Genomic DNA, 23,237 nt, shown 5'->3' with positions numbered 1-23,237 from the left:
AGCGTTTGCGCCGGTGGGAGGGGGTGCCCGCGACCGCTCCCACCGGCGGGCGGGCTTTCAGGACCAGGGGGGCGTGAGGTCGGCGACCCGGTCGCCGTGGTCGCCGAGCCAGGCGCCGAACAGGACCAGGCCGCGCACCCAGAACCGGTCGTTCCAGCCGTTGAAGCGGGCCAGTGCCTCCGGGCCCTCGGCGACCACCTCGTGCAGCCGCTCCGACAGCAGCGAGGGCACGCTCGCGGCGACCCGGGTGAGCATCCGGTGGCCGTACTCCCGGGCGGGAGCGGCGGCCGAGCGGAGCGGGACGCGCTGCAGCGGCTGCTTGACCACGTTCGTGGAGGGCAGCGCGGCCACCCGCGGGTTGGCCGCGTACAGGAGCTCCCGGTAGAACCGGCCCCCGTCCTTGCGGGCCACGCCGACCGACAGCGCCGCGTCGAAGAAGTCGGGGTGGATGAACGGGGCCGCGAACGACGTCTCCGGGCCCACCAGGCTGACCGGCGAGCGGGCGATGCCCCGGGCCGTGCGGGTGTGCAGGACCGACAGCGGCAGCTCCGCCCGGTGGCCGTTGAGCATGGAGGTCGACTGGGCGAACGCGGTCTCGACCGCGTCGGCGATCCAGGCGGCGGCCTCCTCCGACAGGAACGGCACGGACGGGGCGCCCAGCGACAGCGAGCCGAGCAGGGCGGCCTTGCGCTCGGCCTCGGTGGAGGCGTCCAGCGCGGCCCCGCTGACCATGAAGTTCTTCAGCAGCGGACCGCCGGCGAGCCCGTCCACCAGGGTCCGCCCCGCCTTGTGGACCTCACGGGCGAAGGGGGTGTACCAGGCGTGGTGCGGGGTGAGGAACTCCAGGCGGCGGGCGGCGGCCAGCGCGTCGTCGGGGTAGGCGGCGGCGTCCTGCGGGATCACCCGGTGCCGCACGCCCAGCTCGCGGGTGATCGCCTTGGCGAAGACGATGTCGGTGTCGGTGCCGTCGTCGGGGCTGGTCGTCCACGACTCCACGTCGGCGCCGCGCGCCACCGCGACCGAGCACAGCAGCCGCGAGTCGTAGCCGCCGCTGACCGGCACCAGCAGCGGGCGCCCGTCGAACTCCTTGTAGACCTCGTGCAGGATCTCCAGGAGCTCCCCGGCCGTGCGGCCCGAGTCGTAGGGCTCCTCGCGCAGCCAGCGGGGCAGTCTCCGCTCGGTGGAGATCCGGCCGGACCCCGGCTCGAAGATCAGCGCACTCGACCCCGCCAGCCGTCTGACCTGCGTGTAGGGGGTGTCGTCACGGAGCGGGAAGGTCAGCTGGATGATCGAGGCCCAGGCCTCCCAGTCGACGTCGTACGGCGTGCGCGCCAGCGACAGCAGCGGCTCCAGCAGCGAGGAGAAGTAGACCGCGCCGTCGCGGAAGAGGTAGTAGACGTCCACCAGGCCGAGCCCGCCCGCGTGCAGCGCGATCCGCTCGCCGTCGTGGATCAGGCCGGGCGTCTCGTACGTCTCCGCCACCGTGATCCACGGCGCCGCCTCGGCCGGCGTCCGCTCACCCCAGGAGAACGCCCAGGTGCGCTGCTCGTCCCGCTGGTAGGGCGGCAGCGGTGCGGAGCTGAAGAGCTCCGCCCCCGGGGTCTGCAACGCGGGCGTGACCCGCGGGCCGGCCGCCCGCAGCGTCTCCAGGACGGCCTGGTCAAGGTGCCCGATGCCGCCGCAGACATACGGCCTCACATTGAACGTCGGCCACTGCACCGTGCTGACTCCTCTGTGTCGCGATTGACCAAAGGGTATCCTTTCGCCCGGCTGAGAAAACGGAGGACGGCGTGGCGGGTGACCAACTCGAGAGCACACGGCAGGCACTGCGAGAGGCGGTGGCGCACGCGGAACGGGCCTCCGAGCTGGCACGCCTGCTCGACGCGGCGCAGGCCAGGATCGCCGAAGCGGAGCGTGCGGCCGAGGAACTGCGCGGTGTGCAGGAGCGTCTCGACGAGACCGAGGAGCGGCTCCGGGCCGCGAACGCGGCCGAGGAGAAGCTCCGCAAGGACCTGGCGGAGCAGCGCTACCAGGCGGACGTGGCCAAGTGGAAGCTCTCCTCGGTGCAGCTGGCCCGCTGGTCCCGGCTCGGCGACGCCATCAAGACCGGCAAGAGCAACCCGGTGCGCCTGGCGCGCGGCCTGCGAGGCGCGGCCAAGCCGGCCAAGCGTCCCACCGCACCCAAGCGCCAGCCCGTCCCGCGCAAGAACGCGGGCAACGGGCAGCAGCCGGTCCCCGGGGCGTCCTTCCAGGCCACCAGCTCCGTCCGGACCGTCGGCGGCAGGTCGGTCAAGCTCAAGCCGTACCGGGTGCCGACCGGCCCCAACACCCGCCCGCACCTGACCGCGGCCGTGATCGCCGAGCCGCACGCCGAGGCGCTGCTGCGTTACGAGTGGCGGCAGACCACCGGTTTCACGCCGCGTGACTTCTCCCGGGTGCTGGCCGCCGAGGTGCCCCACCTGCTGGTGGTCGAGTCGGTGACCGAGGGGCCGTGGGCGGAGGAGGTCCGCAGGCCGGGGCAGGGACTGCGCGCTCTGCTGTCGTGGTGCGCCGAGCGCGGCATCCGCACCGTCTTCTGGCACACCGGCGGCGAGGTCGAGCCTTTCACGGCCGCCGCGCGGCTGTTCGAGCACGTCGTCACCGCGCTGCCCAAGTCGGTGGGGCCGTGGGGCACCGCCCTGGCGTCGCACGACCCGGAGCCCGGACGCCGGGCTCCCTCGCTGGGCCTGCTGCCGTTCGCGATCCAGCCGCGCGTGCACAACCCGCTGCCGCTGGTCGGTGACCGGTTCGAGCGGGTGCTCACCCTGAAGGAGCTGCTTCCCGAGCACCTGTCGTACCCGGACGTGCTGACCTCCTACCGCTGGCCCGTCGCGGTCGACTGCCCGCCGGGGACCGAGCCCTGGCGGATGGCCGAGATCGCCGCCTGCGGCACCCCGATCGGCACCGAGCCCGACCAGGCCAGGGCCCACGTGGCGCTCCGCCAGGCGTACGCCTCCGGCACGATGAGCGACAAGGTCGACGACCTGCTGGACGCGATCGGCCTGCCCAGCGGCCGGGCCACCCTGAACATCTCGGTGATCATGATCGACCGGGGTGACCTCGACCACACGCTGGCCCAGGTCGCGCCGCAGAAGGGCGTCGTCCAGCTGGTGCTGCTGTCGGACGCTCCCGGCGCCGCCGAGCGGGCCCGCCAGGCGATGCCCGGCGGGGTGGACGTGGTGGTCCGCCGCAGCGACCCGGACGTGACCACCGGCGGCCTGCTCAACCGCGCTCTGGACCTGTGCCACGGCGACCTGGTGGCGGTCATGGACGCCCGCGACCAGTACGGCGAGCACTACCTGAACGACCTGCGCCGGGCCTTCCTGTTCTGCACCGCAGACATCGTCGGCAAGGCGGCCCACTTCGCCCACCTGCGCGACGTCGCGGCGACCGTGCTGCGCCAGCCCCAGGCGGAGTACTCCTACGTGCCCGACGTGGCCGGGGCCACCCTGCTGGCCCGCCGGACGGTCCTGCGCGGCATCGGCTTCCCCGACGTCTCCGACGGCTGGGGCGACGTGCTCATGCGCCAGTGCCGGGCGGACGGGATCAAGGTCTTCTCCGCCGACCGCTTCAACTACGTGTGCCTGCGCGACCGCGACCGGTGGCTGCTGGGCTCGGCCCAGCTGGTCGACTACGGCCCGGCCGACCCGTACGCCTTCGTGTAGCGGGTCCGGCTCCCCTAGGCTGCGCGGGTGACACCCGGCAGGCTCGGAGAGCTCCTCGGCATGCCGCCGATCCCCCGGGGGACGTGGGCCGAGGAGGCGCTCTACGTCTCCCCGGCCGCGGCGCGCCGGGGCGTGGACCCCGAGGAGACGGCGGCGCGGCTGCGCGCGCTGCCCGGTGTCGCGGCCGTGCGGGTGCGGGCCGGCGGTTTCCTGGAGATCGTGGTGGCGGTGCCGGGGGAACTCGTCACGGAGATCGGCCCGCCGCCCGGCGCGGTACCCCCCGGCGTAGTGCCGCCCGGTCCGCCGCCCCCCGGCGCGGTGCCGCCCGCCGCGACGCGGGCGCCGGCGTGGCCCGACCGGCCCAGGACGTGGGCCAACCCGGGGTTCGCGGTGCGGTACGCGCATGTGCGCGCGGTCGCCGTGCAGCGCTGGGCGGTGGAGCTGGGGGTCGGCGGGGAGTTCCGGCCCGAGCTGCTCGACGGCCGGTGGGACCGGGCGGTGCTCAGGCTGCTGGCCGAGCTGCCCGGCAGACGGGCGGGCCGCGACCCCGGGTGGGCCGCCTACGCCGAGCGGCTGGCCGGGGCCTACCACGACGCGTTCGAGCGGGCCGCCCCGCTGCCGGTGGGGGACGGGGAGCCGTCGCCGTTGCACGCGGCGCGGGTGCGGCTGGCGCGGGCCGTCCGGGACGCACTGGCCGGGACGTTGGCGGCACTTGGTGAGACGGCACCCGACAGGCTGTGATAGACCCTCCCAGAAGTGATTTTGGAGGGGTGGGTGAACGGTCCTCGGGACTGGCGGGCGCGCGAGCCGCGCCGCGCCGGAGTGATCCGGCGGATGCTGCCCACCGCGCTCGCCTTCGCGGTCGTCGTCGCCGGGCTCGGCTATCTCCACGGCGACCTGCGGGAACTCCTCGGCACCGCCCCCGGCTCGCCGCGTTCGGCGCTGGCCACGCACCGCGTGTACGACACCGGCCCCGTGCAGGCGCGCTGCGACACCCTGCCCCGGGACATCGACGCCGACATCCGCGTGACGCTGCGGGCGCTGACCGGATGCCTGGACCGGATGTGGGCCGCCACCCTCGCGCAGGCGGACATCGACTACACCCCTCCCGAGGAGGTCCGGCTGGTCGGCACGCCTGAGGAGGCCGCGTGCGGCATCGACGACTACGACTGGGCCGGGATCTACTGCCCCGGCGACCGGGTCGTCAACGTCCTGGTCGAGGACCGGCGGGCCTTCCCGATCATGTTCACCCTCGCGCACGAGTACGCGCACCACGTCCAGGAGGTCAGCGGGATCGCCGACCAGCGCGGGCCGGAGATGTTCGACGAGGCGTGGTCGCGGCGGCTCGAACTCCAGGCCGACTGCATGGCCGCGGCGACGCTGCGGATCGTCGAGCCGACCCGGCTGCGCGACCTGCGCCGGCTCGCCGGCGCGGCCGACGGGGATCCCGGCGCGGCGGGGCAGGAGGAGGCCTACCGGCAGTCGCACGGCTCGGGCGCCAACAGCGCCCGGTGGATGGCGCGCGGCGAGCGGGCCGGCACCGTCGGGGCGTGCAACACGTGGGCCGCTCCGGCGGAGCAGGTGTCCTGACCGCGACGGCCCCCTCCGGCGTGAAAATATTTGGAAAAAACCCTCAACAGCGTAAAAACTTCGCGGGTTACGGGGTTTCGGCGTCTCGATAGATGGTCACCCGTCTCAGTCGGATCACCGGGTCCGATAGCCTCGATCGGGTGAGTCGATTCGCCCACCCCGCCGGTGACCGGCATGCCGAGGTGCTGCCCGAGGAGCGTCCTCCGCACGCACCCGCCGATCTGAACACGCTGGACCCGACCATCTGGCCGCGAACGTCGCACCGCGCCGACGGTTCGATCACCATCGGCGGCGTGGACGTCAGGGACCTGGTCGCCGAGCACGGCACCCCGCTCTACGTGGTGGACGAGGAAGACTTCCGCTCCCGCTGCCGCGACTACGCCACCGCCTTCGCCGGCGGCGACGTCCACTACGCGGGCAAGGCGTTCCTCTGCCGCGAGGTCGCCCGCTGGATCATGCAGGAGGGGCTCGGCCTCGACGTGTGCAGCGGCGGCGAGCTCGCCGTCGCGCTCAGCGTCGGCTTCCCGCCCGAGCGGATCACCCTGCACGGCAACAACAAGTCGTCCGCCGAGCTGGAGCGGGCCGTCGAGACCGGTGTCGGGCACATCGTGGTCGACTCCTTCGAGGAGATCGCCCGTCTCGGCTTCCTCGCCGACAAGCACGGCAGGCGCCCCCAGGTCATGATCCGGGTCACCGTCGGCGTGGAGGCCCACACCCACGAGTTCATCGCCACCGCCCACGACGACCAGAAGTTCGGCTTCTCGCTGAGCGCGGGCGCCGCGGCCGAGGCGGCCCGGCGCATCCTGGCCCTGCCCCAGCTGGAGCTGGTCGGCCTGCACTCCCACATCGGCTCCCAGATCACCGACACCGCCGGGTTCGAGGTGGCCGCGCGCCGCCTGGCCACGTTGCTGGTGCAGATCAAGGAGGAGCACGGCGTCGTGCTGCCGGAGCTCGACCTCGGCGGCGGCTACGGCATCCCGTACGTCGAGGGGGACACCGCACCCGACGTCAAGGAGATCGCCGACAGCCTGCGCGAGATCGTCGCCAAGGTGGCCGAGAGCGCCGGGCTGCCGGTGCCCCGGCTCACCGTCGAGCCCGGCCGGGCCATCACCGGCCTCGCGGGCGTCACGCTCTACGGGGTCGGCACGATCAAGGACGTCGAGGGGCTGCGCACCTACGTCAGCGTCGACGGTGGCATGAGCGACAACATCCGCACCGCCCTGTACGGCGCCGAGTACACCGCGCGCCTGGCCTCCCGCGAGAGCGCCGCCGCGCCGATGCTCTCCCGGCTGGTCGGCAAGCACTGCGAGAGCGGCGACATGGTCGTCCGCGACCTGTGGCTCCCGGCGGACCTGGCCACCGGCGACCTCGTCGCCGTCGCGGGCACCGGCGCCTACTGCCGCTCGCTCGCCAACAACTACAACTACCTCCCCAAGCCTGCCGTGGTCGCGGTCAAGGACGGGGCGTCCCGCGTGATCGTCCGCCGGGAGACCGAGGACGACCTGCTGAGAGGACAGCTGTGACACGACCTCAGGCGGCGGGCCGCCCGGCCCGCGCGGCAGGCGGATCCGTCCACGAAGAGAAACCCGTCCAGCGGGTGAGCGAGAAGGGAAGTGTGACCGGATGGCACTGAAAGTCGCGCTTCTGGGATGCGGCGTCGTCGGATCCCAGGTGGTCAGGCTCCTGCACGAGCAGGCCGATGACCTCACCGCGCGGGTCGGCGCCCCGCTGGAACTCGCCGGCGTGGCCGTGCGCAGACTGGGCCGCAGGCGTGACGCCGACGTCGACCCGGCCCTGCTCACCACCGACGCCGAGGCGCTGGTCACCCGCGACGACGTCGACATCGTCGTCGAGGTGATCGGCGGCATCGAGCCCGCCAGGTCGCTGATCCTGTCCGCGCTGAACAGCGGGAAGTCCGTCGTCACGGCCAACAAGGCGCTGCTCGCCGAAGACGGCGCCACCGTCCACGCCGCGGCCCGCGCCAACAACGCCGACCTGTACTTCGAGGCGGCCGTCGCGGGCGCCATCCCGCTGATCCGGCCGCTGCGCGAGTCGCTCGCCGGCGACCACGTGGACCGGGTGCTCGGCATCGTCAACGGCACCACCAACTACATCCTCGACAAGATGGACTCCAGCGGAGCCTCCTTCTCCGACGCGCTGGAGGAGGCGCAGGCTCTGGGGTACGCCGAGGCCGACCCCACCGCCGACGTGGAGGGCTTCGACGCGGCGGCGAAGGCCGCGATCCTCGCCGGGATCGCGTTCCACAGCCGGGTGACGGCCGCCGACGTCCACCGCGAGGGCATCACCGAGATTACCGCCGCCGACGTGGCCAGCGCCAAGGACATGGGCTACGTCATCAAGCTGCTGGCCATCTGCTCCCGTTCCGAGGACGGCCGGTCCTTCGGCGTCCGGGTGCACCCGGCGATGATCCCCCGGACGCACCCGCTGGCCGGGGTCCGCGAGGCGTACAACGCGGTGTTCGTCGAGGCGCAGTCCGCCGGGCGGCTGATGTTCTACGGCGCCGGCGCCGGCGGCGCCCCGACCGCGAGCGCGGTGCTGGGCGACATCGTGGCCGTGGCCCGCAACATCCTCGCCGGCACGCGCGGCCCGGAGGAGTCCACCTACGCCGACCTGGTCGTGCACCCGGTGGGCGAGACCGTCACGCGCTACCACGTCTCCCTGGACGTGGCGGACAAGCCCGGCGTGCTCGCCCGGGTCGCCGACATGTTCGCCAAGCAAGACGTCTCCATTCAGACCGTCCGGCAGGAGGGCCTCGGCGCCGACGCCCAGCTCGTGCTGGTCACCCACCGGGCCACCGACGCCGCGCTCTCGGCGACCATCGAGGGACTGCGCGAGCTCGACATCGTCCGCGACGTGGTGAGCGTCATGCGGGTCGAGGGCGACGACGCCCCCTGACCTGCCACGTGGCATCGGCGGGGGACGTCCCGGGCCCGGGACGTCCCCCGCTGCCGCACACGGCCGGGGTGATATTCGATGACACCGGATCTGCGGGGTCGTAGGAGCTTGTAGGGTGCTCTGCGGTGATCGTCCGCCGCCGGGCCGCGTACCGGAGCGTGCCGCCGGGCCGGTCGCGGACGCGCGCCAGGAGCCGACCCACCCCGAAAGGACAGCTCACGGTGAAGATCGTTCGTCGGGCCGCGGCGCTGCTGGCGGCACTGGCCGCCGTGGCGCTTCCCGTTCCGGCCGCCCACGGCGAGGCCGCCGGTGCCCCGAAGGGCAGGACGGTGGTCGCGCTCACCTTCGACGACGGCGACGCCACCCACCTGGCGGTGGCCCGCATGCTCCAGAAACGGGGCATGCGCGGAACGTTCTACATCAACACCGACACCATCGGCCGCGACGAGAAGCTCACCCGCGACCAGGTCGCCGCCATCGCCAAGGGCGGCCACGAGATCGGCGGTCACACGCTCACCCATGTCCGCCTCACCGAGCTGACCCGTAACGAGCAGCGCCCGCAGATCTGCGACGACCGCCGAGCCCTCGTGGAGTGGGGATACCGGCCGACCACCCTCGCCTACCCGTTCGGCTCGGTGGACGGCGACGCCAAGGCCGTGGCCCGCGAGTGCGGCTACGACGCGGCCCGCGTGGTCGGCGGGCTCCAGCAGTGGTCGTGCCCCGGTTGCGTGGCCGCCGAGGACCTGCGTCCCAAGGACCGTTACGGGATCCGCACCCCGGGGTCGATCCGCGAGGACACCCTGCTGCGGCAGATGAAGCAGCAGGTCCTCAACGCGGAGAAGGCCGGCGGCGGGCTCGTCCCCATGGTGTTCCACCGCGTCTGCGACGACTGCGGCCTCTACTCGACCTCGCCGAAGACGATGAACGCCTTCCTCGACTGGCTCGTCACGCGCAAGGCCCGCGGCACGGTCGTCAAGACCCTCCAGGACGCCGTCGGCGCCCGCTTCCGCCCCCTGCCCGCGCGGGACGCCTCCTCCTGACGCCCACCGCCGCCCGGCGTGAGGGGTGCGGCGGCCCCGGGCCGGAGAGGACCCGCGCCGTGCCCTCTCCCGTGCCCTCTCACCGCCGTCTCCTCACCGTGAGCCGCCGTCTCCTCACCGTGAGCCACTGTCTCCTCATCGTGAGCCGCCGTCGCCGGGACGATACCGGTGCCCACGATGACCGCCAGTGCGATCGGTACCGTCGGGCCGGCCGTCACCGCCAGAAGCGTCGTTTACTGGGGCGTGGGCATCCGCGTTTACCTTCCATACCGCATCTACCGTTATCTATGGTTACCGAGTGATTGATAGGGCTATTTGCGGCCGTCCATAGTTCCAGAGAATATGTAAATAAGAAATTCCAAGGTTTCCGTGACCTGTGTGACTCCGGTGAGTGATCAACAGTGATCATCCCGGTCAAGGGTGAAGCGCGTGAGAAGCGATCTCCGGGCCTCGCTATCCTTCGCTGGTGCCTGCGCAGTCGAGTCCCGTCCCCATCTCCCCGCCCGCCTCCGCCACCCCCGCGGGCTTCCTGCGAACCCCGGCCGAAGGGCCCGGCGAGCTGACCTGGACGGAACGGGGGTGGCTGGCGGCCGGCGAACCGCTCGGCGACCGTCCCGGCGCCACCGAGATCGCCCGCCTGCGGCCGTTGCGGGGCCTGACCGTCCGATGGCCCTCCGCCGAGGTCCCGGTCGGCGCAGTCCTCGGCCTGGCCGCCGCCGGCGTCCCGCTGCACGCCGCGGCGTCGCCCGCCTGGGTGGATCCGGAACTGGCCCGCCTGCTCGCCGCCTGGACGCCCGAGGAGGACCGCGGCGGGCCGCGCTCGGTGACCGACCTGCGCCGGGAGGAGCACAGCGTGCGGCTGCGCCGCCTCGCGCTCCGGCGCCGGGAAGCGACGACGGGGGCGGCGGGAACGGCGGGGACGGCGGAACCCGAGGTCAGCGTCGTGATCTCCAGCATGCGGCCGCACCTGCTGGGGTCGGCGCTCGCCCAGATCACCCGTCAGCGCCTGGTACGGGCCGAGATCCTGCTCGGCCTGCACGGCGTCCCCGCCGGCCGCGAGGAGGTGCGCCGGGCGGTGGCCGAGTGCCCGCTGCCCGTCACCGTGGTCGAGGCGGACGCGGAGATCCCGTTCGGAGAGGTGCTCAACCTGGTCGCCGCCCGCGCGAGCGGTGAGTACGTCGCCAAGTGGGACGACGACGACTGGTACGGCCCAGAGCACCTGGCCGACCTGCTGCTGGCCCGCTCCTACGCCGGCGCCGACATCGTGGGCGTGGCGCCCGAGTTCTTCTACCTGGAGCCCCTGCGCACCACGGTCCGCCGCACCGACTACACCGGCGAGGTCTGGTCCGACCACGTGGCCGGGGGCACGATCCTGCTGGAGCGGTCCCGGCTCGCGGAGGTCGGCGGATTCCCGCCGCTGGCCGGCGGGGTCGACGCCGGGCTGCTCAAGGCCGCGCACGCCGCGGGAGCGCGCATCTACCGCACCCACGGCCTGGGCTACGTGCTGCGGCGCTCGGTCGGCGCCGACCACACCTGGCGGCTCCCGCTCGCCCACTTCCTGCGCGTGGCCTCGAACCAGTGGCGCGGCTTCCGCCCGAGCCTGATCCTGGAGGCGTCATGACGGTGCGGATCACCGGCAACGACTACCGGACCCTCACCCCGCCGCCCCTGGGTGAGTGGACCCCGTCGCTGCGGGTCAGCGTCGTCGTGCCGGCCTACGGGGGCCAGGACAAGCTCGACCTGGTGCTCGCCGGGCTCGCCGTGCAGACCTACCCGGCCGCGCTGACCGAGGTCGTCGTCGTCGACAACGGCAGCGAGCCGCCGCTGCGGCTGCCGGAGCTGCGGCCCGGGAACACCCGGCTGATCACCTGCTCCGTGCCGGGCCGGGCCCACGCCCGCAACGCCGGGCTGGCCGCGGCCACCGGCGATGTGATCCACTGGCTCGACTCCGACGTGATCCTCGACCGCAGGTCGGTCGAGGCGCACATGCGCTGGCACCACGCCGCGCCGTACCTGGTGGTGACCGGGTATCTGCGGTTCACCCCGGCGAAGCCGCCCGCGCCGGACGTGGTGGCCGCCACCGACGACCTGGCCGGGCTCTTCGAGCCCGCCGAGCCGCACGCCTGGCTGGTCGATCTCATCGAGCGCACCGACGGCCTCACCACCCGCCCGCACCGCGCGTTCAGCCTGCACGTCGGCGGTGCCACCTCGGTCAACGCCGCGCTGCTCGCCCAGGCGGGCCCGATGGACACCGAGCTGGTCCTCGGCCAGGACACCGAGATGGGTTACCGCCTCGCCCAGGCGGGTGCCGTCTTCGTGCCCGAGCCGCTCTCCCGGGCCTTCCACCTGGGCCCGACCATGCGGATGCGTGACAAGGCCTCGATCGACCGGGTGAGCCACGCGTTCGTCGCCGACCGGATCCCGTCCTACCGCTGGCTCCGTTCCCACCCGGCCCGGCAGTGGAAGGTGCCGTACGTGGAGGTGGTCGTCGAGCCACCGGCCGGCGGCGCGGGCGGGCCCGCCGCGGCGGACGCGGACGGGCGTACCGCCGCCGGTGGTACGCCCCCCGCCGGGGACCCGGGCGGTCGCACCGCCGGCTACGCCTACGACGAGGTCCGCGCCACGGTCGACGCCGTGCTCGCGGGCACCGTGCCCGACGTCGTGGTCACCCTAACCGGCCCGTGGGACCGCGTCGGAGCCGAGGGACGCGCTCCCCTGGACGACCCCGACCTGGACCTGGTCCTCGTCCGCGGCCACTACGCCCACGAGCCCAGGGTCCGCTTCGTGCCCGGCGAAGCACCCCCGGCGGGAGCGGTGCCCTACCGGTTGCGGCTGCCCGTCGGCTGGGTGCCGGGAGAGGACACCCTGGCCCGGCTGCTCGACCTGGCCGGGGACGAGGAGTACGGCCTGGTCTGCGTGCTGCTGTCCGAGGGCGGCGGGGACGCGGTCCCGGGCGTCGTCGCGGCGCGGCTGGAGCGCACCGCTGCGTTCGCCCGCGCCGCGATCGTGCGGGAGGAGGGCGAGGACCTCGACGACGCCGTGGAGAACACCTTCGGGGTGATCTGGGTGGACGGCGAGAGCCACGGGTTCACCCGTGAGGCCCGGCCGCCGGCCGGACGCCGGAGCGCCTACCGGGCCCGGGCCGAGGCGGAGGCCGAGGTGGCCCGCCTGACCAAGGAGGCCGAGCGCCTGCGCGGGCAGGTGGCCAGGTGGCGCGAGGAGGCGGGACGATGGCGCAGAAGCGCCGTCGAGTTGCGGCGCGAGGTCGGCGAGCTGCGGCGCGAGGCCGCCGCTCTGCGCAAGGAACTGGCCGCCGCCAGGAAGATCGTGCAGTACGGGCTGCTGACCTCGGTCAAGCGGGCCATCACCCGCCGTCGGTGACCACGCCGACGCCGCCGAGGAAGTAGTTGCCGATGCCGCGGTACGGCACCGCGGCACCGGGTTCGGGACGCCACTCGGGAAGGTTGACGATGCCGGGCTCGACCACGTCGAAGCCGTCGAACATGCGGATGATCTCCTTGCCCGTCCGGGCGACGAAGGGCGAGGAGGCCCGGTCGTACACCTGGGTGACCCCGTCCGCGGCCTCCGGGCGGGCGTCGATCGCCACGTGCGACAGGGCCAGATGGCTGCCGGGCGCCATGGCCGCGCGCAAGGTGGCGATGACGCCGTCCGGATCGTCCTCGTCGGGGACGAAATGCATGATCGCCAGCAGGAGGACCGCCACGGGCTGGTCGAAGTCGATCGCGGCCCGGACGTCCGGGTTCGCCAGGATCTCCGCGGGGCGGCGCACGTCGCCCTCGACGATGGTGACGTTCTCGTTCTTGCCGAGGATCGCCCTGCCGTGGACCAGGACGGTCGGGTCGTTGTCGACGTAGACGACCCGGGCGCCGGGTGCGACCTGGTGCACGTTGTTCTGGGTGGGCAGACCGGCGCCGATGTCGAGGAACTGGCGGATGCCCGCCTCGGCCAGGTAGGCGACCGCCCGCCCGAGGAACGCGCGGTTGGAGCGCGCGCTGTACCGGATCTCAGGGACGACCTTCAGCACCTGCTCGGCCGCCTCCCGATCGGCCGGAAAGTTGTCCTTGCCGCCCAGGTAGTAGTCGTACATGCGCGCGACATTGGGAATATGCGGCTGAATGCCGGTGGGTATCTGGTTGGTCACACGCCGCTCCCCTGTAACGCCATTTCCGGAATTGCGTAGATCATATACATCCGAAACGCTGGAGAAGCGTTTCGGGAGCTGACAAGATCGCGCTATGGCCGCCTCCCCCTCGTGTCGCGTTCTCGGCCTCCACCTCGCCGACGGCATCGGCCGCGGCAACATGTGGGCCTGCCTGTCGATGGCGTTCGCCGCAACTATGATCATTTCGTTCGTGCCCGCCGCGCAGCCCTACATCCTGGGCGGCGTCCTGGGGGTGGCGGGCGCCGACCAGGGCAAGGCCGTCGGCCTCCTGGGTGTGGCGGCCGAGATCACGATGATCGCCAGCCTGGCCTGGTACGGCGCGCTGGCCGACCGGCTCGGCCGCAGGCCCGTCGTGGTGGCCGGGTTCGCGCTGTGCGCGCTGGGCACCGCGCTCTTCCCGTTCGCCACCGACACCGGCGTGCTCGTCGCGCTGCGCGTCGTCTTCGCCCTCGGCGTGGCCGCGCTCAGCGCGATGCTGTCCACGGTGGTGATCGACTACGTCCGCGACGGCTCCCGGGGCCGGTCGTACGGGATGATCGGCCTGTTCAGCGGCCTGGGCGCGATGGTCGCCGTGCTCGGCCTCGTCCGGCTGCCGAAGGTGTTCGAGGACGGCGGGATGACCCCCGCGGGCGCCGCACGCGTCTCGTTCCTGGTCATCGCGGCGGCCCTCCTCGCGGTCGCCGCGCTGATGTGGTTCACCCTGTCCGGGGCCGGGCCCGCCGGTGCCGGGGACGTCTCGCGGCTGCCGCTGACCCGGCTGGTCAGGGAGGGCGTCAGGCTCGCCCGCGACCCCGGGGTGGCGCTGTCGTACGCGGCGGTGTTCGTCGCCCGCGCGGACCTGGCGGTGGTCGCCGGCTTCCTGTCCCTGTGGGTGGTCGACTACGCCACGAGCGAGCGCGGCATGTCCGCCGCCGAGGCCCTGGCCCGCGCGGGGGCCGTGGTCGGCATCGCGCAGACCGTGGCCGTGGTGGCCGCACCGCTCTTCGGCTGGCTGGGCGACCGCATGCGGCGGCAGGACGTGGTCATCCTTGCCCAGGCCGTGGCGGCCGTGTCGTACCTGTCGACGCTGCTGGTCGGCGACCCGCTGGGCACCGGCATGATGCTGGTGGCCGTGCTCATCGGCCTGGGCGAGATCGCCGGCATCACCACCGCCGGCCCGCTCCTGGCCCAGCAGGTGCCCGCCGCCGTCCGCGGTTCCGCCTACGGCGTGCAGACTCTCTGCGGCGCCGTCGGCATCCTCATCGTCTCCGGACTGGGCGGCCTGCTCTACGACTCCTGGCGCCCGGCCGCGCCGTTCGTGGTGTCGGGCACCCTCGGTCTGCTGGTCGTCGCCTTCGGCCTGGCCGTGCGGCGGCTTGTCACGCCCCTTCCCGAGGCGCCGGAGGACGAGGCGCCGGAGGGGAGCGGGGGGCCGCAGGAGGACGACCCCGCGAGGACCGCCGCCCGGCCCTGACCCGGTTCCGAGCGGAGCCGGATGCTCAGTCGCGGAGCGCGTCGCGGAGCCTGCCCAGCAGGGATCCGCGTCCGGACGGCGCCTGCCGCGTCCGGCCCGTCCCGGCTGCCTGCCGCTGGACCGCGGGAGCAGGTCGCCGTTCGGGTTCCGCCGCGGACGCCGCGGGCTTCGCGGACGCCGTGGGCTTCGCCGGAGCCGGTGACGAAGCGGGCCGAGTGGGCCGCGCGGACTGCGCGGAGCGGGCGGGAGCCGGGGCGGGCCAGAACTCCGACCGGTCGGCGTGCCGCACCCCGTGGGTGGCCTCGATCGAAGCGGCGACGTCGTCCGCCCCCAGCAGCAGCGCACGGCCCAGCGCCTCGGTCCGCTCCAGCGTCGCCGTGCCGTCCTCACCGAGGTCGACGACGAGCATGCCCGACCGGTCCTCCTGCATCGCGGCGATCATCCGCTCCAGCGAGTCGTGCCCCAGCGGCACCGACACCGGGCCGGTGTAGCGGAACGGGACCGGGGCGGGGGTGGCCGCGACCTCGTCCACCGGCCGTATCCGCTCGTCGTGGGAGAAGTGCTCGCGCAGCAGCAGCAGGTCGAACGAGGGGTCGTCCGGCGCCGGGGGACGCCCCTGCGGCAACCGGGACCAGGGGGCGACCAGGGCGACCCTCACGTCGCCGACCGTTCCGCGCAGCGCCGCCCCCACCGCCTCCCGCACCTGGTCCTGCGGCCCGTCGGCGCGCAGCACCACCTCCACGTACGGCACCAACCAGTGGCGACCCCGGTCCTTGCGCAGGTCCCGGCGGAGCGGCACGCGGTGGGCGAGATACGGGGCGACCGCGCGCACCACGCCCTCCCGGTCGCGACGCTGCGCGGGAAGCCCCAGGTGCACCGCCTGGGCGGCCATGTCGGGGACGAACACGACACCGTGCGCGGCCAGCCGGTAGGCGAACTCGGTGTCCTCGCCGCGCAGCACCCCGGCGTCGAGCCCGCCCACGGCGTGGAAGATCTCGCGGCGCATCGACACGGTCGGCCCCGTGCACACGTGGTACGGGTTACGGCTGGCGCGCAGGCCGTCGGTGCGGGCGATCGTCTCCTCGGTGGAGCTGGGCAGGGCCCCCGACAGGTCGAGGACCGACTCCAGCGCACCCGCTTCCACCGCGTCGCGCACCCGCGCGGGCTCCGCCGCCGGCGGCTCCTCGATGAACTTCTTCGCACCGATGGCGACCAGGTAGCCGGCCAGGTGGTGCCAGCGGGCGAGGGCCTCGATGTGCTCGCGGCAGACGACCATGTCGGCGTCGAGACGCTGGATGATCCGCCCTTCGGCGAGCGCGGCGCCGGTGTTGACGGCGTGCGCGATGCCCCACCCCGGCGGGGCGGCCGGCACGATCCTGGTGTTCGGCGGGACGATCTCCGGCAGGCGCAGCGGCGGCTCGCTGCCGTCGTCGACCACGATCACCTCCAGCAGGTGGCCGGGATAGGTCTGCGCGGCCAGTGAGGCGAGGGCCAGATCGAGTTTGCGCTGCCCGCCGCGCGCCGGGACGACCACGCTGACCGGCAGGTGCGGGTCCCACCCGCCGAGCGGGGGCACCTCGAGGGGGGAGTAGTCGTTGTGCCTGATCGGTGGTAGGTTCCCCGTCGCACCGCCCGTCATGATGTGGCACCCCTTGTCCGTTTCATCGCTTGTCAAGCCCTGCCGACCATAGCGGGCGTTTCTGAGGGTTGCCTGTAGACCTCGATATCCGGATTTGTCCAGCAGGTGGACGGCGCATCCCGGGCCGGGGTGCATTGCCCGTAGACTCGTTGCCCAACACCGCAGGTAGAACGCGCGCGGATGGCCCGTGTGCGGGAGGAGCAATCATGACCAGGGCGTGGCGTGGCCTCATCGAGGAGTACCGTGACCGACTTCCGGTGACCACGGCGACGCCCGTCGTCACGCTTCTGGAGGGCGGCACCCCGCTGGTTCCGGCGAACCGGGTCTCGGCGCTGACCGGCTGCGAGGTCTACCTCAAGGTCGAGGGCCTCAACCCGACCGGCAGCTTCAAGGACCGCGGCATGACCATGGCCATCAGCAAGGCCGTCGAAGACGGGGCGAAGGCCGTCATCTGTGCCTCCACCGGCAACACCAGCGCCTCCGCCGCGGCCTACGCCGTACGCGCCGGCCTGACCTGCGCCGTGCTGGTGCCCCGCGGCAAGATCGCGATGGGCAAGCTCGCCCAGGCCCTGGTCCACGGGGCGAGGCTGCTGCAGGTCGAGGGCTCCTTCGACGACTGCCTGGAGATGACCAGGAAGCTGTCGGAGAACTACCCGATCGCCCTGGTCAACTCGGTGAACCCGTTCCGGCTCCAGGGGCAGAAGACCGCCGCCTTCGAGATCGTCGACGCGCTCGGCGATGCCCCCGACATCCACTGCATCCCCGTCGGCAACGCGGGCAACATCTCCGCGTACTGGATGGGCTACGACGAGTACGCCTCCGACGGCGTGGCGACGCGCCGCCCCCGGATGTTCGGCTTCCAGGCCAGCGGCTCCGCCCCCATCGTCAACGGCGCGCCGGTGACCCACCCGCACACGATCGCCACCGCGATCCGCATCGGCAACCCGGCCTCCTGGAAGCTCGCCGAGGCCGCGCGCGACGAGTCCGGCGGCGTCATCCAGGCCGTCACCGACCGCCAGATCGCCGCCGCCTACAAGCTGCTGGCCCAAGAGGAGGGCGTCTTCGTCGAGCTCGCCTCCGCGGCCAGTGTGGCGGGTCTCCTCCAGGCCCACCAGCAGGGTCTGGTCGAGCCCGGTCAGCGCATCGTGTGCACGGTCACCGGCAACGGCCTCAAGGACCCCGACTGGGCCATCTCGGGGGCTCCCACCCCTGTGACGATCCCGATCGACGCGCACGCCGCGGCCACCGCGCTCGAACTCGCCTAGGTGCCGTCCCGCGCCCGCCGCACCGGCCCGGCCACCGCCGTCCGGTACCCGGCGGGCGTCCGGCGGGCACGTGACGGCCATCGGCGGGTGCCCGCCGGGCCGTCCTGACGGATTCCGGGGCCGTCGCCGTGCCGCCGAGCATGACAGGCATCGCAATGTGGAACACGCAGGCAAGGTAGACAGGAGGAGGGGTTTGCCCCTTATGGCCAGCCCAGGGACCATGTTCCGGAGCGCCGATGACCGGTAGCGGCAAGGTGGTCGTCCGGGTCCCGGCGACGTCGGCCAACCTCGGTCCCGGCTTCGACACGCTGGGGCTCGCCCTGAGTCTCTACGACGAGGTCGAGGCCGAGCTGTTCGAGCCGCCCGGAGGTCCCGGCTCCCGGAGCGTCGTCATCGAGGTCGAGGGAGAGGGCGCCGGACGGCTCGACACCGGGGAGGGGCATCTCATCGTGACGACGATGCGCGCCGCCTTCGACCGGATGGGCCTCCCACAGCCGGGCGGCATCCGGCTGCGCTGCCTCAACCGCATCCCGCACGCCCGCGGTCTCGGCTCCTCCTCGGCGGCGATCTGCGCGGGCATCCTCGCGGCCCGTGCCCTGGCCGCCCGCCCGTACGCGGCGGAGGGCTCCTCCGGCGACGGCGGTCCCGCCCCCGGCTCCCCGCCGGCGTCGTCCGCCTTCACCGACGACGACGTGTTCGCGCTGGCCAACGAGATCGAGGGACACCCCGACAACGTGGCGCCGTGCCTGGCGGGAGGGCTGACCGTCGCGTGGACCGACGCCGCCGGCGCACCGCGCATGGTGCGGCTGCTCCCGCACGAGGACGTCAGACCCGTCGTCCTCGTCCCCGGCCACCGGTTGTCCACCGAGGTCGCCCGCGGACTGCTGCCCGACAGGGTGCCGCACGCCGACGCCGCCGCGAACGCAGGGCGGGCCGCGCTGCTGATCGCGGCGCTGACCGCCAGACCGGAGCCGGAACTGCTTCTGGCCGCCACGGAAGACCGCCTGCACCAGGATTACCGCGCGCCGGCGATGCCGCAGACCGCGGACCTGGTGCGGCGGCTGCGCGGGGCGGGCGTCGCCGCGGTCGTTTCCGGGGCGGGGCCGACGGTTCTTGCGTTTTCGACGGCGGATACGCAGGATTTGATCGCGGCAGAAGTGGGTAATGACTGGCACATCCAGTCACTGGATGTCGAAACCCACGGCGCCCGCGTTGTTTCTCCCGAGACACGCTGATCCTCTTCGACCTTCAGGGAATAGCTGTGTGCGCTGGTGATGTTAGGCTGATAGCCGCACCAGGTGCCCCGCGTTGGGTGCGTGCTTGTCAGCCACACATCGCTGCGTCGTGTCTCACCCCGTGAGGCGTGACCGCCGCAGTGGCCTCCCCGAATCCGCCGCCTCCGAATGCGCCACATTCGGTTGGGGCAGCGAGAGGCGGCGTTTAAGGGGACCTGCGCGTTCGATCTACCTCGACATCTGGTTGCCGGTAGCAATCCGGAGGGGTGTCCTCCAAGCCCCGCCGTCGATGACTCTCGACGGTGACGGCCTGGGCGTGCCCTTCTCCGAATGTGGCGGCGGCCCTCGATGGGCCGTCGAGGATCGCGACGTGCAACCCGACCCGGTCTGTCCCACCGGGTCGATCGCACCACCGGGACGATTGGCTGATCATGGCCACGCCCGACCCCTGGGAAGGACCCATTAGTGAGCGACACCACCGAACTCCTCTCCGACGTCACCGGCACGACGCCGGCGGCCGGCGATGCCCCCGCCCGCCCCGCGGCCAAGCCGCGCCGTCGCTCCGGCACAGGCCTGTCCGCCATGGTGCTGCCCGAACTGCAGGCGATCGCCTCCGGCCTCGGCATCAGCGGGACCGGGCGGATGCGCAAGAGCCAGCTCATCGCGGCCATCCAGGAGAAGCAGGGCGTATCCACCGAGGGCGCCCCCGCCTCCACCGCCGTCAAGGAGACCCAGACCGCTCCGGTCGCCACGGCCGAGACGGTCTCCGAGCGCCCGGCGCGCACCCGCCGGGAACGTTCCCGCACCGCCACGCCCGCCACCGAGCAGGCACCCGTGGCGGCCGAGCCCGTGGCCGCCGCCGTCGTGGCCGAGCCGGTCGTCGAGCAGCAGCCGGTCATCGAGGCCGCCCCCGCCGAGAGCCGCCCCGAGCGCGGTGAGAGCCGCCGTGAGCGGCGCGCCCGCAACGGCGAGCGTGGCGAGCGCACCCGCGACCGCGGTGAGCGCGGCGACCGTGGTGAGCGCGGCGAGCGCGGTGACCGCGGCGACCAGCGCGCCGCCGACGCCGGGCAGACCCGTGGCGAGCGCACCGACCGGAGCGAGCGCACCGACCGTGGCGAGCGCACCGACCGCGGTGAGCGCGGCGAGCGCAACGACCGCGGTGAGCGTGGCGAGCGCAACGACCGGGGTGACCGCGGCCCGCAGAACCGCGGCCCGCAGGACCGTGGCCCGCAGGACCGCAACGACCAGCACGGCGTCGGCGACGACGACGACCGCCGCGGGCGCCGCGGCCGGTTCCGCGAGCGCAACCGTCGTGGCCGCGACCGCTTCGACAGCAACGAGCCCGTGGTCGGCGACGACGACGTCCTCATCCCGATCGCCGGCATCCTCGACATCCTCGACAACTACGCGTTCGTCAGGACGAGCGGCTACCTTCCGGGTGCCAACGACGTCTACGTCTCGCTGGCGCAGATCCGCCGGCACGGCCTGCGCAAGGGCGACGTCGTCACCGGCGCCGTCCGCCAGCCGCGCGAGGGCGAGCGCCGCGAGAAGTTCAACGCCCTGGTCCGCCTCGACACCGTCAACGGCATGGACCCGGAGCAGGCCCGCCAGCGGCCCGACTTCAACAAGCTCGTCCCGCTCTACCCGCAGGAGCGTCTGCGCCTGGAGACCGAGCCGAACATCCTGACCACCAGGATCATCGACATGGTCGCCCCGATCGGCAAGGGCCAGCGCGGCCTCATCGTCTCCCCGCCCAAGGCCGGAAAGACGATGGTGCTCCAGTCGATCGCCAACGCGATCACCCGCAACAACCCCGAGTGCCACCTGATGGTCGTCCTCGTCGACGAGCGTCCGGAAGAGGTCACCGACATGCAGCGGTCGGTGAAGGGCGAGGTCATCCACTCGACCTTCGACCGCCCGGCCGAAGACCACACCACCGTCGCCGAGCTCGCCATCGAGCGCGCCAAGCGTCTGGTCGAGCTGGGCCACGACGTCGTCGTGCTCCTCGACTCGATCACCCGCCTCGGCCGCGCGTACAACCTGGCGGCCCCGGCCTCCGGCCGTATCCTGTCCGGCGGTGTCGACTCCACGGCGCTCTACCCGCCCAAGCGCTTCTTCGGCGCCGCCCGCAACATCGAGAACGGCGGCTCGCTGACGATCCTCGCCACCGCGCTGGTCGAGACCGGCTCCAAGATGGACGAGGTCATCTTCGAGGAGTTCAAGGGCACCGGAAACCTGGAGCTCAAGCTCAACCGCCAGCTGGCCGACAAGCGGATCTTCCCCGCGGTGGACGTCGACGCGTCCGGCACCCGCAAGGAGGAGATCCTCATGTCGAAGGACGAGCTCCAGATCATCTGGAAGCTCCGCCGCGTGCTCCACGCGCTCGACATGCAGCAGGCGCTGGAGCTCCTCCTGGAGAAGATGAAGGAGACCAAGTCCAACGCGGAGTTCCTGCTCCAGGTGCAGAAGACGACGGTCAGCTCCGACCGCGACTGATCACCCGCAGTGCGCCGAGCGCCCCGGTCCCCGGAAAGGGGGCCGGGGCGCTCGGCGTTCCGCCGCGGTGCCCGTCTCCGGCCGGGAACGGCCGCACCCGCCGCGGTGCCCGTCTCCGGCCGGGACGCCGCCGCGTCCGCCGTCATGCCCGCCATCGTTCCTGGCCTGCTGTGATACCCGCCGGTGTCCCGGCCGGGGACGGCCGCACGACCGGACCCCGGCGTTTCGGCGAACCGCTTGCCCGGCCCCCGGCTTCGGGATATCCCTACCCCGGGACGCCCTGCCCGCCCCATTCCGGCCCGTCCTCGCCCGCGGCATGCTGGACGACCGGGAACGGCGACGGACCGGTGGTGACCAGGGCGTACGAGACGGATGTACGAGACGGAGGAACGCATGACGGTCGAGACGGCGGGCACGCACGCGGGGCGGACGCCGCTGCGCCGGCGCGTGCCCCTTGGGCCGTACGGCCCGCTGGGGGTGATCGTCGACCCGGTGACCTGGCGTGCCCTGCCGTACCTGCTGGTGAGCCCGCTGTACGGCCTGGCCTGCTTCGTGTTCCTCGTGACGGCGATCCCGGTGTCGCTGGTGCTGACGGTGGTGTGGGTCGGGCTGCCGCTGCTCGCGCTGACCGTGCTGGCCTGGCGGGCCGCCGCGATGGTGGAGCGCCGGCTGCTCCGCCTGGCCTTCGCCGTCCGCATCCCCGACCCCTACCGGTCCACCGGTGGCCGCAACCTCCTGCTGCGCTGCAAGGACATGGCCGGTGACCCGGCGACCTGGAAGGACCTGGTCTACCTGTCGCTGCTCCTGCCGATCGGCCTGGCGGAGCTCACGGTCGTCGTGGTGCTGTGGGTCATGGCGTTCGGCCTGACCGTGGTACCGCTGCCCCTGGTGCTCGGCGGGAACACGCTGACGGTTCTCGGCGGGGTGCCGATCGCCACGGTGCCCGAAGCGCTGCTGTGCCTGCCGGCCGGGATCGCGTTCTTCTTCGTCGCGGTCTACGCGACCCGGGGGACGGCGTGGCTGCACGGTGCGCTCGCCACCGCGCTGCTGGGCGTCGGCAGGAACGACCGCCTGGCCGCCCGCGCCGCGCACCTGCGGGCCAGCCGGGCGAGAGGAGTGGACGCGGCCGAGGCGGAGCGGCGCCGGATCGAACGCGACCTGCACGACGGCGCCCAGCAGCGGCTGCTGTCCGTCGCGATGGACCTGGGCCGGGCCCAGGCCAAGCTGGACTCCGACCCCGAGAGCGCCCGGGAGCTCCTCGCCCAGGCGCACACCGGCACCAAGGCGGCCATCGCCGAGCTGCGTGACCTGGCCCGGGGCATCCACCCGGCCATCCTGACCGACCGGGGACTCGGCGCGGCCCTGTCCTCCCTCGCCTCCCGCGCGCCCGTGCGGGTGGACCTGTCGGTGGAGATATCCCACCGCCCGCCACCCGCGGTGGAGAGCATCGCGTACTTCGTCGTGGCCGAGTCGCTGACCAATATGGCCAAACACTCCGGCGCCACCGAGGGATCCGTCCGGGTCGGCCGCCACGGGCAACGGGTGATCGTCGAGATCGTCGACAACGGGGTCGGCGCCGCCGTGCCCCGCCCCGGGGGCGGCCTCGCCGGGCTGGCCGACCGGGCGGCGACCATCGACGGCACGCTGAGCGTCGACAGCCCGCCCGGCGGCCCCACGACGGTCCGGGCCGAACTGCCCTGTGAATGGTGAAGACTT

At 73.1% G+C, this 23,237-nt stretch carries 16 protein-coding genes; 13 read left to right on the top strand and 3 right to left on the bottom strand.

Annotation, left to right across the window (positions count from 1 at the left end):
• Nucleotides 1-57 precede the first annotated feature (57 nt).
• Nucleotides 58-1,719, bottom strand: a complete 1,662-nt coding sequence (locus F4562_RS10895) for an adenine nucleotide alpha hydrolase family protein (protein ID WP_184539031.1) — start codon at nucleotides 1,717-1,719, stop codon at nucleotides 58-60.
• 71 nt (nucleotides 1,720-1,790) lie between these two features.
• On the opposite strand from F4562_RS10895, the gene F4562_RS10890 reads away from it, so the two are divergent.
• From F4562_RS10890 to F4562_RS10855, 8 genes are all read left to right on the top strand, one after another.
• On the top strand, nucleotides 1,791-3,704 hold the full coding sequence (locus F4562_RS10890; protein ID WP_184539032.1) for a glycosyltransferase family A protein: 1,914 nt from the start codon (nucleotides 1,791-1,793) through the stop codon (nucleotides 3,702-3,704).
• Between the two features lie 27 nt (nucleotides 3,705-3,731).
• Nucleotides 3,732-4,445: a DALR anticodon-binding domain-containing protein gene (locus F4562_RS10885; protein WP_184539034.1), complete on the top strand. Its 714-nt coding sequence runs from the start codon at nucleotides 3,732-3,734 to the stop codon at nucleotides 4,443-4,445.
• Nucleotides 4,446-4,478: 33 nt separating this feature from the next.
• On the top strand, nucleotides 4,479-5,294 hold the full coding sequence (locus F4562_RS10880; protein ID WP_184539036.1) for a neutral zinc metallopeptidase: 816 nt from the start codon (nucleotides 4,479-4,481) through the stop codon (nucleotides 5,292-5,294).
• 140 nt (nucleotides 5,295-5,434) lie between these two features.
• Entirely contained in the window at nucleotides 5,435-6,817 is a 1,383-nt protein-coding gene (gene lysA / locus F4562_RS10875; RefSeq protein WP_184539038.1) for a diaminopimelate decarboxylase, read from the top strand.
• A 100-nt stretch (nucleotides 6,818-6,917) separates the two neighbouring features.
• A complete protein-coding gene (locus tag F4562_RS10870) occupies nucleotides 6,918-8,210 on the top strand; it encodes a homoserine dehydrogenase (protein WP_184539040.1) in 1,293 nt (430 codons plus the stop codon).
• Between the two features lie 221 nt (nucleotides 8,211-8,431).
• Complete coding sequence (locus F4562_RS10865; RefSeq protein ID WP_184539042.1) at nucleotides 8,432-9,250, top strand: polysaccharide deacetylase family protein; 819 nt, start codon at nucleotides 8,432-8,434, stop codon at nucleotides 9,248-9,250.
• A gap of 466 nt (nucleotides 9,251-9,716) precedes the next feature.
• Nucleotides 9,717-10,871, top strand: coding sequence for a glycosyltransferase family 2 protein (locus tag F4562_RS10860; RefSeq protein ID WP_184539044.1), 1,155 nt, complete (start codon nucleotides 9,717-9,719; stop codon nucleotides 10,869-10,871).
• Nucleotides 10,868-12,631 (top strand): glycosyltransferase family 2 protein, encoded by a 1,764-nt coding sequence (locus tag F4562_RS10855; RefSeq protein WP_184539046.1) that lies wholly within the window; start codon nucleotides 10,868-10,870, stop codon nucleotides 12,629-12,631. The genes F4562_RS10860 and F4562_RS10855 overlap by 4 nt, the downstream gene beginning before the upstream one ends.
• On the opposite strand, the gene F4562_RS10850 is transcribed toward F4562_RS10855, so the two are convergent.
• On the bottom strand, nucleotides 12,615-13,412 hold the full coding sequence (locus F4562_RS10850) for an SAM-dependent methyltransferase (RefSeq protein ID WP_184539048.1): 798 nt from the start codon (nucleotides 13,410-13,412) through the stop codon (nucleotides 12,615-12,617). The genes F4562_RS10855 and F4562_RS10850 overlap by 17 nt on opposite strands.
• A gap of 94 nt (nucleotides 13,413-13,506) precedes the next feature.
• Between F4562_RS10850 and F4562_RS10845 the strand changes: the two genes are divergently transcribed.
• Nucleotides 13,507-14,886 carry an MFS transporter gene (locus tag F4562_RS10845; RefSeq protein ID WP_184539050.1) on the top strand — a complete coding sequence of 460 codons (1,380 nt, stop codon included), beginning with the start codon at nucleotides 13,507-13,509 and terminating at the stop codon, nucleotides 14,884-14,886.
• A gap of 25 nt (nucleotides 14,887-14,911) precedes the next feature.
• Here the strand turns inward: F4562_RS10845 and F4562_RS10840 are convergent, their stop codons facing one another.
• Complete coding sequence (locus F4562_RS10840; RefSeq protein WP_246473403.1) at nucleotides 14,912-16,561, bottom strand: glycosyltransferase; 1,650 nt, start codon at nucleotides 16,559-16,561, stop codon at nucleotides 14,912-14,914.
• A 170-nt stretch (nucleotides 16,562-16,731) separates the two neighbouring features.
• On the opposite strand from F4562_RS10840, the gene thrC reads away from it, so the two are divergent.
• The 4 genes from thrC to F4562_RS10820 all read left to right on the top strand — a co-directional run bounded on the left by thrC (nucleotide 16,732) and on the right by F4562_RS10820 (nucleotide 23,231).
• A complete protein-coding gene (thrC, locus tag F4562_RS10835) occupies nucleotides 16,732-17,790 on the top strand; it encodes a threonine synthase (RefSeq protein ID WP_184539052.1) in 1,059 nt (352 codons plus the stop codon).
• A gap of 236 nt (nucleotides 17,791-18,026) precedes the next feature.
• Nucleotides 18,027-19,025, top strand: coding sequence for a homoserine kinase (locus F4562_RS10830; RefSeq protein ID WP_184539054.1), 999 nt, complete (start codon nucleotides 18,027-18,029; stop codon nucleotides 19,023-19,025).
• A gap of 465 nt (nucleotides 19,026-19,490) precedes the next feature.
• Nucleotides 19,491-21,521 carry a transcription termination factor Rho gene (gene rho, locus F4562_RS10825; protein ID WP_184539056.1) on the top strand — a complete coding sequence of 677 codons (2,031 nt, stop codon included), beginning with the start codon at nucleotides 19,491-19,493 and terminating at the stop codon, nucleotides 21,519-21,521.
• A gap of 393 nt (nucleotides 21,522-21,914) precedes the next feature.
• Nucleotides 21,915-23,231, top strand: a complete 1,317-nt coding sequence (locus F4562_RS10820) for a sensor histidine kinase (protein ID WP_184539058.1) — start codon at nucleotides 21,915-21,917, stop codon at nucleotides 23,229-23,231.
• Nucleotides 23,232-23,237: the final 6 nt, after the last annotated feature.

Origin of the sequence: Streptosporangium becharense (assembly GCF_014204985.1) — a bacterium.
Classification (GTDB): domain Bacteria; phylum Actinomycetota; class Actinomycetes; order Streptosporangiales; family Streptosporangiaceae; genus Streptosporangium; species Streptosporangium becharense.
The sequence above is the reverse complement of the archived record's forward strand: the minus strand, read 5'-3'. Positions and strand labels throughout refer to the sequence as shown.

Bases quoted from the DNA above. Each gene is read 5' to 3' on its own strand.
- F4562_RS10830 (WP_184539054.1), top strand. From the start codon at position 18,027: ATGACCGGTAGCGGCAAGGTGGTCGTCCGGGTCCCGGCGACGTCGGCC.
- F4562_RS10845 (WP_184539050.1), top strand. From the start codon at position 13,507: ATGGCCGCCTCCCCCTCGTGTCGCGTTCTCGGCCTCCACCTCGCCGAC.
- F4562_RS10870 (WP_184539040.1), top strand. From the start codon at position 6,918: ATGGCACTGAAAGTCGCGCTTCTGGGATGCGGCGTCGTCGGATCCCAG.
- thrC (WP_184539052.1), top strand. From the start codon at position 16,732: ATGACCAGGGCGTGGCGTGGCCTCATCGAGGAGTACCGTGACCGACTT.
- F4562_RS10855 (WP_184539046.1), top strand. From the start codon at position 10,868: ATGACGGTGCGGATCACCGGCAACGACTACCGGACCCTCACCCCGCCG.
- F4562_RS10820 (WP_184539058.1), top strand. From the start codon at position 21,915: ATGACGGTCGAGACGGCGGGCACGCACGCGGGGCGGACGCCGCTGCGC.